This is a genomic window from Bacteroidia bacterium, assembly GCA_016218155.1.
In the GTDB taxonomy this organism is placed as follows: Bacteria; Bacteroidota; Bacteroidia; order Bacteroidales; family GWA2-32-17; genus GWA2-32-17.
On the sequence record JACREQ010000107.1, the window covers coordinates 87,583 to 99,069 of the forward strand.

6 protein-coding genes are annotated in these 11,487 nt (G+C 32.2%); 4 read left to right on the forward strand and 2 right to left on the reverse strand.

What is annotated here, in order from left to right:
* Positions 1-6: 6 nt before the first annotated feature.
* Entirely contained in the window at positions 7-1,836 is a 1,830-nt protein-coding gene (locus tag HY951_18040) for a lysophospholipid acyltransferase family protein (GenBank protein MBI5541962.1), read from the reverse strand.
* A 113-nt stretch (positions 1,837-1,949) separates the two neighbouring features.
* On the opposite strand from HY951_18040, the gene HY951_18045 reads away from it, so the two are divergent.
* From HY951_18045 to HY951_18060, 4 genes are all read left to right on the forward strand, one after another.
* Positions 1,950-2,750: a TIGR02757 family protein gene (locus tag HY951_18045; GenBank protein ID MBI5541963.1), complete on the forward strand. Its 801-nt coding sequence runs from the start codon at positions 1,950-1,952 to the stop codon at positions 2,748-2,750.
* A 120-nt stretch (positions 2,751-2,870) separates the two neighbouring features.
* Complete coding sequence (locus HY951_18050) at positions 2,871-5,501, forward strand: carboxypeptidase regulatory-like domain-containing protein (protein MBI5541964.1); 2,631 nt, start codon at positions 2,871-2,873, stop codon at positions 5,499-5,501.
* 135 nt (positions 5,502-5,636) lie between these two features.
* The gene (locus tag HY951_18055) at positions 5,637-7,817 is read left to right on the forward strand and encodes a tail fiber domain-containing protein (GenBank protein ID MBI5541965.1); all 2,181 of its coding nucleotides are present in this window, start codon (positions 5,637-5,639) and stop codon (positions 7,815-7,817) included.
* Positions 7,818-7,965: 148 nt separating this feature from the next.
* Entirely contained in the window at positions 7,966-11,016 is a 3,051-nt protein-coding gene (locus tag HY951_18060; GenBank protein ID MBI5541966.1) for a tail fiber domain-containing protein, read from the forward strand.
* Positions 11,017-11,083: 67 nt separating this feature from the next.
* Here HY951_18060 and HY951_18065 read toward each other — a convergent pair whose 3' ends face one another.
* A complete protein-coding gene (locus HY951_18065) occupies positions 11,084-11,251 on the reverse strand; it encodes a 4Fe-4S binding protein (GenBank protein MBI5541967.1) in 168 nt (55 codons plus the stop codon).
* Positions 11,252-11,487 lie beyond the last annotated feature (236 nt).

Genomic DNA, 11,487 nt, shown 5'->3' on the forward strand with positions numbered 1-11,487 from the left:
CTAAAATTATTTTGGTTGGTAAAAGTCGGGAATTTTTTTCAATAATTCAGGGTCGTTATTATTAAATCGTTCCAATATATCTGTATCCTCAAGTTCCTTTGAAAGTGAGCGTATAGTTTCCAGTGGAACATTAAATAAATCTAACATAATCAAGCCATCTAGCGCGTCATTAAATTTTGGGTCAATATTAAAACCAATAATTCTTGCATTTAGCTTAATATATTTCTTAAGAAGAACTGGTAATTTAAAATTTGCAGGCTCAATCTCTTCAATTAATTTATCGAACTTATTTAGGTCATTTTGAGTTGTTTCAAGAATAATATCTGTATCAACTTCGGGGAAATTTGCAGTAAACTGAGTTCTTGGTTTAATTAGTTTTGCTAATTCATCATTAAAATAATTAGATTTTATAAATTCAGTTATAAGTGCCTTTGACATTTTACTGAACTGATTACTGATGCTTACCGGTCCGATTAAATATCTATAGTCCTTATGTTTTAACAAAAAGTACAATATCCCTTTCCATAAAAGAAAAAGTGGCACTGGTTTCTGCTGATAATCTTTACAAATAAATGAACGCCCCAATTCAAGCGATTCGCTTAAAAGAGGTATCATTTTATCATCAATTTTAAAAAGGCTATGTAAATAAAACCCTTTTTTCCCATACTGATTTACAATATCATGCCCCTTGCCTACCCTGTATGCACCAACAATTTTTTCTTCAGTATCATCCCATATAAATAAGTGATAATAATATAAATCAAACTCATCAATATCGATACTTTTATTTGTTCCTTCACCAACCTCTCTAAAAGTAATTTCACGCAATCTTCCTAGTTCATTTAAAATATTGGGAATTTCAAAAGAAGGAACACAAAACACTCTATAATTATTTACTTTAAACAGAAAATGTTCTTTAGGAATTTTTGAAATATCCTCAATTAACTTTTCTTTTGGAATTGCATCCACAATTTTTTCTGCTTCTGACTGCTGTTTATGCTGATATCTGTAAAATTTTTTAACATCAATAGAACTTCCCAGAGCATAAGTTTTTACTCTTAGAAATCTACCAAATTGAGAAATATTACTAAAATGATCAAGTTCGTTAACAGGAATGGGTTTTCCAATTCTAATATTTATAAGCCTGTTTTTTCTGTTGAATAGTTCCTGAGGCAATCTGTTTGATTTAAGTAATGGATGTATAACGCTCATTACATTAACATTTGAGCGATTTCTACCTAAAAAATTAATTGGAATTACTGGAACATTTGTTTTCTTTATAAATTTTGAGATTTCATACTGCCATTCAGCATCAGCAATTTGCTTGGTTTCAGGATTATAAATTGATGTTCGTCCGGCAGGAAAAATCCCCAAAGGATGACCTTCACGCAAATGAATTAATGCATTTTTAATATCAGCTAGATTTCTACTTTTTGAATCCGGTAAATCAAAAGTATTTATTGGCAATAAAAATCCTTCTACAGGTTTCAGTCTTTTTAAAAGATAACTAGCCATTATCTTATAATCGGGACGAATATTACAAAGAATCTTAATAAGTAATATTCCATCAATTCCGCCAAAAGGGTGATTAGAAACTGTTATAAATGGTCCGGTTAATGGGATTCTTTTCAAATCATCTTCCCTAATTTCGTACTTCAGATTTAATCTTTTAATAACAGCATCAATAAACTCATCTGCACTATCCTCGTTATGAAGATCATAAAATCGATTAATTTTTTTAACCTGAGTTGCCTGAACAAGTAATTTTGCTAAACCAGCTCTCCCAAAGCTTTTTAGAATTGCAGATTTTAGTTCTTTGGGAGTAATTAAGTTCATTAGTTTATTATTTTATGCAAATATCACATTTCCCTTTAATTTTTAAAAATGAAGTTTCAAAAACTGGTTATCAAACTATACATTTGTAGCATAAATAAAGTTAAAATATTTCTGTGAAAAAAATATCATCAAAAATTGTTTCGGAGTTAACCGAAAAAGCTGAGTTCTATAATTGTCCCGATTTCATTAAAAATGATCCAATACAGATTCCTCATAGCTTTTCAAAAAAAGAAGATATTGAGATTTCTGCTTTTCTTTCTTCAACAATAGCCTGGGGAAACAGAACTTCGATAATTAAAAATGCAAAAAGGTTAATGGTTTTAATGGATAATTCGCCTTATGATTTTGTAAAAAATGCAAAGGGGAAAGAGTTATTACCTCTTACAAAATTTGTTCACAGAACTTATAACGGAGATGACTGCCTTGGATTTATCCATTCATTACAAAATATTTACACAGAGCATGGAGGTTTAGAAAATGTTTTTTCAAAAGGATTTAAAAAATCAAATTCTATAGAAAGTTCATTATTATATTTCAGAGAAATATTTATGAAATATCTGGAGCTTCCCAGAACTGCAAAACACGTTTCAGATATTTCAAAAGGATCTGCTGCAAAAAGATTAAACATGTTTCTGCGTTGGATGGTAAGAAAGGATAATAAAGGCGTTGACTTTGGTTTATGGAAAAATATTCCGGCTTCAGCATTAATGATTCCACTCGACGTTCATGTGGGTAATGTAGCAAGAGAAATGGGAATACTTGAAAGAAAACAAAACGACTGGAAAGCAGTAGTAGAATTAACAGAACTTTTAAGAACAATAAATCCTAAAGATCCAATAATTTTTGATTTTGCACTTTTTGGTATCGGGGTAAATAAAAAGTCAACAAATCTGCCTAAATCGATAAAGAACTAATCATTTTCTAAACTTTCTAAATTAATGTATTCAAAATATCGTTTTTTGAAGCATCTTTTTTTGTATTTAGACAACCATTTGCTTAATTTTGAAGTCATAAAGAAAATAATAAACCATTATATGAAAAGATTTTTACTTTTTTTAAGTATAAGCATGTTCTATACATTTACTGTAAAAGGACAATGTACAGTAGCTATTGAACAAAGCGGTCCTAATTGCTATATGATGTGTGCTGGTTGGGCAAATGCCATTCCTGACAATGGTGTGCCACCGTATAGCTATCACTGGTCTAATCAGGTTAACATGCAATCATTAACTGAATTGTGTTCAGGAACCTATAGTGTAACAGTTACTGATTCACTCGGTTGTATTGCAATTAATTCAATCACAATACTAGATGCACCAATGCTTTATTTAACGGTGGATTCTGTACATAATGCTTCATGTTTCGGATTGGCTGACGGTGAAGCATGGATACATGCTGTTGGGGGCATACCACCATATACATATGACTGGAACAATGGTAATGATTCTACATATATTTCAGGCTTAATGGCAGTAGAATATTATCCTATTGTAACAGATTCAATAGGTTGTACTTATGGCGGATTTGTTAACATAACCAGTCCCCCTCAAATAGTTTTTAATGAAATGTTAACGCCTCCCTATTGTTTTAACAATACTGGTTTTATTCAACCTTATGTTAGTGGTGGCACACCTTTTTCCTTATTCCCTTATCAATATCAATGGAGTACTTTTACGAATCCAAATTTTGCAACTACCGAAAACATTTATAGTCTGGGTCCAGATTTATACACACTTTCTGTTACCGATTCATTGGGATGTACAAATGTTGAAGTATTTAAATTAAATACTTCTGATGGTCCTAATCCAACAGTATCCTGGTTAAATGTTTCTTGTAATGGTTTAAATAATGGTATGGTAACAAATGTTACTCATACAGTACCAACCAATGCTTATTATTGGTCAACAGGCGCAACAACTTTACTTCCATATCCTCAGAATCTCGCACCGGGAAATTACTGGTATAAAGAAACAACTCCTGCAGGATGTAATGGCTTTGATTATTTTACTGTTACCGAACCAAATCCAATTACAAATATACCTTTCCAGTTAGATCTTAATTGCTTTGGAGACTCCACAGGTTATATTTCTCTTGATATTCAAGGTGGCAGCCCAAGTCAGACATACCCGTATTATGACTTTTTATGGAGTACCGGTGATACTACTAATTTTGTAGATCAAGTACCGTCTGGAACATATTCTGTAACCGTTACAGATATCCAGGGTTGTACTTATACAAATAGTTATAACATTATATCTCCATCTATATTTTTAATAGATAGTATTCATCTTACAAATATTACTTGCAATGGCTTTAACGATGGTTCTGTTGGTATTTTTGCAAGTGGTGGTGTACCTCCTTATTATTTTTCTATAGATAGCATTTACTGGAATCATTATGATACCATAACATCACTGCTTCCTAACGTAACATATCACATTGTTGCCAAAGACAGTAATTATTGTTATACTTATTCATCTTATTTTTCATTTATCGAACCACCTTTGATTGATATTACTTATAATCAAATTGATCCAACTTGTATTGGAAATAATGGAAGCATTGATATTACTCCAACAGGAGGTGTTATTCCTTTTTCAATTACCTGGGATACTCCTGGTATGACAAGCTTTACAGAAACCGGACTTTCGCAAGGCCTTTATGATGCTACAGTAACAGATGCAAATGGATGCGTAAATCAATTGTTCTTTGTTATGAACCAAACATCATCACCTGCAGTACTCAGCGGATCTATTTCTTATTCAGGCGGTGCCTTACCTCCAAATGAAGCTAAAATATTTTTATTTACACCATCAACCACAGGTGCTGTAGAAATGGATACTATTGCAGCAACCACTAACTCTACTTCTATTTGGCAGTTTAGCGGATTATTACCCGGCAACTATTATGTGAAAGCAAATTTATTAAATCCATTATCATTCCCTAATGTTTTAAATAGTTATTACGATAATACTTTTGAATGGCTTAATGCAACACCTATTGTTCTTTCGTGTGATGATACAACCAATATTACATTAAATATGGCTAGCATTACTCCTCAAACAACAGGAAATGGAACTATAAGCGGAACAGTAATAATGATAGGTGGAACAAAAGCTGCAGGTGAACCTGTTCCTGGTGCAGAAATATTAATTGAACAGGAACCTAATGATGTGCCTGTACAATGTGTATTTACCGATTCAACAGGATTATATGTTTTTCACAATCTAGTTCCAGATACAGGGTATCATATTATAGTTCAGATTCCGGGATTTCCACAAATTAACACTTATCAAAATATTACAGTAATTGCTAATGACACTTTACCAAATCTGAATTTTCTGGTTGATACTATAGTTGGAATTTACAAGGATACAGCAAGTTTTGTTTCACAAATTTCAATCAACGGAGTTGGTTTAGAAGTTTACCCTAATCCATTTGTAACAAATATTAATGTAAAATTAAGTTTAACAAAGTCAGCTAATGTGAGCTACGAATTATATGATGAATTAGGACATACAATAATTAAATCAAAACCTGTATTTATGCTTGAAGGTAAAAACGAATTTAACATTGTGCCAAATAATAATACTGGAATTTGTTATTTAATGATAAAGGCTGGGGAAACAATATTAGTGAAGAAACTTATTTCAAACAAAAAATAAAAAAAAGCCGGTTAACACCGGCTTTTTTTTATAATTGTTGCTAATAAACATATTTTATTTTACTTTTTATTTTGCCTCTGCTTAAAAAAAGCTGATTTTAAATTTTACTTTTGAATTATAAATAAAATAATAAGTATGAAACAATTTATTTTTTCAATTATCAGTATTTTTATAAGTATTGTTGTATTTGCACAATCACCACAGTCTTTTAAATACCAAGCTGTAGTACGCGATGCAGGAGGTAGTGTTATACAATCGCAAAATGTAAATTTTCAAATCAGTATTATTTCAGGATCAGTTAACGGAACTGTTGAATATGTGGAGTCACATTCTGCAATAACAAATACTTTTGGAATTGTAAATCTTAATATAGGATTAGGAACTCCTGTAACAAATACATTTTCTGCAATAAACTGGAGCAACAACTTACATTTTATTAAAGTTGAAGCAGACCCAACCGGAGGAACAAACTATATTGATATGGGAACAACACAATTATTGAGTGTTCCCTATGCTTTATATGCCGAAACAGCCGGTAATGTTCAAACATATACATCAGGTAATGGTATAAATATCACCGGAAATGTAGTTACAAATAGCTCACCTGATCAAACAATAACATTAACTCAAAACGGTGCAACAACAGTCACAGGAACTTATCCAAATTTTACAATTAGTAGTACTGACTTAAATACTGGAACTCCTGGTGGTTTAAATAAAACCATTCAGTTTAATAACTCCGGAGTGTTTGATGGAAACTCAAATTTTACATGGGATAACTCAAATGAAAGATTAGGTGTTGGTTTAAATAATCCAACTGGAAGAATGGTAGTACAGGGAAGTACAACAGCTCCGGCAACAGAACCTCTATTTGAAGTAAAAAACAAAGCAGGACAATCGGTTTTTGTTGTTTATGAAGATAGCGTTAATGTTTTTGTTAATGACGATGCCATACAATCTAATCGTGGTGGGTTTGCAGTAAGTGGAAGAAATAACGCAAAAGCTTTTACAAATAAATATTTAAATGTAACTCCTGATAACTCAAAAATATGGACAAAAGATACATTAAAAGGATTTGGAGTTGAAAATATTAATGGAACCAATAAAACCGGTTATATGCAAATGACTCCGAACAATTATTTAATAGGACATTTGGCTGGAAACTCATTAACAACAGGTAAATATAATTCATTTATTGGTTATCAAAGTGGGTTTAATGATACTTCGGGTTATAAAAATTATTTTATCGGGTATCGAACTGGTTATAACAATTCAAATGGTTATAGTAATGTTTTTATGGGTGACAGTGCCGGTTTTTCAAACACAACAGGTTATCATAATGTATTTATTGGAAACCAAAGTGGTTTATCCAATATCGGTGGAGCCAAAAATATTGGAATTGGAAATGGTTCCTTATTTTCAAATATTTCAGGTTGGTCAGATATTGCCATTGGAGATGAGGCACTTTCTCATAATACTTTTGGATACTTTAATATTGCTATTGGAAGATATTCTTTATGGCAAAATACAATAGGAAGTATTAATACCTCAATAGGAAACGGAGCGCTGATGAATAATACAGATGCTCATTATAATACGGCTATTGGTGGAGGATGCCTTCAATATCTTGACAATGGCAACGGCAACACAGCTCTTGGTGCACTAGCACTTGAGTATATAACATTTGGCATTAATAATACTGCTTTAGGTTACCAAGCATTTCAAACTTCAGATCCTATAGGTAACTCTACAGCTTTGGGTGCAGATGCTCAGATTAATTTAAGTAATAAGGTCCGCATTGGTGATGTTACAGTTCAAATTATTGAAGGGCAGGTTGCATATTCTTTCCCTTCAGACGGAAGATTTAAGAATAATGTTACAGAAGATGTAAAAGGACTTGATTTTATAACAAAGCTACGACCAATTGTTTACAATTTTGATACACGAAAATTCGACTCCTTTTTAATGCAGGATATGACTGATAGCTTAAGAGAATCTATTATGAGCAAAAAAGATTATAGTGAATCAACAAATATCAGACAAACAGGTTTTATTGCTCAGGAGATAGAACAAGCTGCAAAAGAATCAGGGTATAATTTTAACGGAGTTCACAAACCTGCAAATGAAAAGGATAACTATAGTGTATCCTATTCCTTATTTACTGTGCCATTAGTTAAGGCAGTGCAAGAATTAAATTCAAAAAATCAGGAATTAAATAATGAAATAAATTTATTAAAAACAAAAATTTCAGAAATAGATAATCTTAAAGCAGAAATAGAAAAATTAAAATCTTATATTAAAGATACAGAAAAATAAAAAAAATTGCCAATTAATCTTAAGACTGTTTTGTTACCAAATCAGTCTTTTTTTTCATAAAGAGCAAAAATCTGCTTTCTGTTTTATTTTCAATAATTTGTGCAATTATTATAACAAATTATTGTAATATTGCATTAAACAAATTTTTATGAAAAAAATATTTCTCACTATAATTGCTATTATAATAGCCAATTATACATTTTCACAAACACCACAATCATTCCAATATCAGGCAGTAGTTAGAGATGCATCTGGAACGGCAATGGTAAGTCAACCTGTAAATTTTCAAATTAGTATAATTTCAGGATCGATAAGCGGAACCGTTGTTTACGTTGAAACTCATGCAGCAATTACCAATAGTTTAGGAATTGTAATTTTAAACATTGGCGAAGGAACCGCATCATCAGGAATATTTGCAAATATAAACTGGGGCAGTTTATATCATTTTATTAAAGTTGAAGCCGACCCGACAGGTAATACAAGTTATTTAGATATGGGAACAACACAGTTATTGAGTGTTCCTTATGCTCTTTATGCTGAAACTGCTGGTAATGCCGGATCAACATATACCCAAGGAAATGGTATTGATATTACAGGAAATGTTATTTCAAATACTTCTCCTGATCAAACTGTAGTTTTAAACTCTGGCACAGGGGCAAGCGTTACCGGAACTTATCCAAATTTTACAATTAATAATACTCAACCCGATCAAACTGTAAATTTATCTGGAGCTGGTTCAACTTCAGTTAGCGGAGCATACCCGAATTTTACAATTTCAAGTACTGACAATAATACTACATATAATGCAGGCTCTGGAATAAATGTTACTGGGACTACTATAACTAACACTGCACCTGATCAAAATGTATCTTTAACTCAAGCTGGTGCAACAACTATCACAGGTACATACCCAAACTTTACAATATCTAGTACCGATAACAATACAACTTATACTGCCGGATCAGGATTAAGCTTAACAGGAACAACATTTGCTAACACATCTCCCGATCAGACTGTAACAATGGTAAATGGAACAGGGATTACTATTACCGGATCTTATCCGACATTCACGGTTACTAACTCTAGTCCAAATGCCACTCATACCGGCGAAGTAACAGGTGCAGGCGCTTTAACAATTGCTAACAATGCTGTAACAACATCTAAAATTGCTGATGGAAGTGTTACTGCAGTAAAGCTTAATTCAATGTCTGCAACAAACGGGCAGGCTTTAAAATTTAACGGAACAAACTGGGCACCTGCAACTGATGCGAATACTGTATATACAGCTGGTGCAGGAATAAACATTACTGGAACAACAATTACAAATACAGCTCCTAATCAAACTGTAACACTAACACAAGCTGGTGCAACAACTATTACAGGAACATCTCCTAATTTTACAATTAGCAGTACAGATTTAAACACCGGTACACCTGGCGGACTAAATAAAACAATTCAATTTAATAATTCTGGCGTTTTTGCTGGAAATTCAAATTTTATGTGGGATAACTCTAACGAAAGACTTGGTGTTGGTTTAAATAATCCTTCGGGAAGAATGGTAGTTCAAGGAAGTGTTACTGCATTAGCAACCGAACCACTTTTTGAAGTAAAAAACAACGCAGGACAAACAGTTTTTGTAGTTTATCAGGATAGTGTAAATGTTTTTGTAAACGACGATGCTATACAATCTAATCGTGGAGGTTTTGCTGTAAGTGGAAGAAATAGCGCAAAAGCTTTTACAAATAATTATTTGAGAGTAACACCTGATAATACTAGAATTCATACAGGCGATACCCTTACAGGTTTTGGAGTATCAGATATTACTGGAGGCCCAACAGCAAGTTATATGCAAATGACCCCAACCAATTATTTTATTGGACATCAGGCAGGACACTCAATTACTTCAGGAAAATTTAATTCATTTATCGGATATCAAGCTGGTTATTCAGACACATCAGGGTATAAAAATTATTTTATTGGTTACCGTTCGGGATATAGAAATTTAAGCGGATATAGCAATATTTTTATAGGTGATAGTGCTGGTTATAATAATACTACAGGAATTAAAAATGTTATTATTGGAAATCAAAGTGGCTTAAATAACTTAATTGGCAAATACAATGTATTTCTTGGCTTTAAATCAGGATATACAAACAATGCAGATTATAATGTATTTCTTGGGTATCAGGCCGGTTATTCAAATACTACCGGATGGGGAAACACTGCTAATGGTTATTCTGCACTTTATTCAAATACAGTAGGAAGAAACAATGTTGCTAACGGATATGAAGCACTTTATACAAATGTAAACGGAGATTACAATGTTGCTAATGGGTATCAGGCACTTTATTTTAATAATATGGGTGCATATAATTCTGCTAATGGGTATCAGGCACTTTATAAAAACACAAATGGTAATTATAACGTTGCTAGCGGGTATCAGGCAATGTACTCAAATACTTTAGGACAAGACAATACTGCTCAAGGATATCAGGCAATGTACTTTAATACAACAGCACAGCAAAATGTAGCTATCGGAAAGTCAGCTCTATTTAATGCTAATACAAATTATAATGTTGCTATTGGAAACTCTTCTTTATATAGTAATACTACCGGAAGTTATAATACAGCTCTTGGATTTTCGTCATTCTGGGGTGGAACAGCATATGTTAATTCAACTGCATTAGGATATGGCACCAGTATTAATGCAAGTAATCAAGTAAGAGTTGGAAATTCATCTATAACTTCTTCTTGGGTTCAGGTAGACTGGACAATTGGATCTGATTTAAGAATTAAGAAAAACATTAATGAAAACATTCCTGGGCTTGATTTTATAAAATTATTAAGACCTGTTTCCTATAATTATGATATTTCAAAAGAAAACGAAATTTTGGGAATCATAGATTCTTCTAATTATAAAGGGAAATATGATATTGAAAAAATTCAGTTTTCCGGTTTTATTGCTCAGGAAGTTGATGAAGCGGCTAATAAAATTGGATATGATTTCAGTGGTGTAGATAAAACCGGACCACTCTGGGGCCTTAGGTATTCACAGTTTACAGTGCCAATTGTTAAGGCGGTACAAGAACAACAAGCAATGATTAATGATTTGAAAACCCAAAATGATATGCTTAGAACTCAGAATATTGATATGCAAAAACAAATTAATGAGCTAAGAGAATTAGTCATTAAAAAATAAAAAAGGAATTTGAATAAAAAAAAGGCTGTCTCATTTGAGACAGCCTTTTCTTTTTTACTTAAAAAGCTTAAGCTGGATGAATTGCCTCTACTGGACAAACATCTGCACAAGCACCACAATCGGTACATGTTTCAGCGTCAATTTTGTAAATATCGCCTTCAGAAATAGCGCCAACTGGACATTCGTCAATGCAAGTTCCACAAGCGGTACAATCGGAATTAATAATGTATGCCATTACTTTATTTTTTTATAGGTTTATTGTGCAAAGATATTTGTCAATTTTTAATATAAAAACTATTCTACATAAAAATTATATTCAATAAAAACCATACATTGTGTAACATGCTCACATTGTACGATTTTGCCTTTTTAAAAATATTTACTTATAAAATTCAAAAGAAAGCATTTTATCCCTAAATTATTATCCCGAGTAAAACAAAATCAGATTTTTATCAAATTTTTTTAAAATTA

Excerpts from the sequence above, each read along its gene's own strand:
- HY951_18060 (MBI5541966.1), top strand. The coding sequence starts at position 7,966 with ATGAAAAAAATATTTCTCACTATAATTGCTATTATAATAGCCAATTAT.
- HY951_18055 (MBI5541965.1), top strand. The coding sequence starts at position 5,637 with ATGAAACAATTTATTTTTTCAATTATCAGTATTTTTATAAGTATTGTT.
- HY951_18065 (MBI5541967.1), bottom strand. The coding sequence starts at position 11,251 with ATGGCATACATTATTAATTCCGATTGTACCGCTTGTGGAACTTGCATT.
- HY951_18040 (MBI5541962.1), bottom strand. The coding sequence starts at position 1,836 with ATGAACTTAATTACTCCCAAAGAACTAAAATCTGCAATTCTAAAAAGC.
- HY951_18050 (MBI5541964.1), top strand. The coding sequence starts at position 2,871 with ATGAAAAGATTTTTACTTTTTTTAAGTATAAGCATGTTCTATACATTT.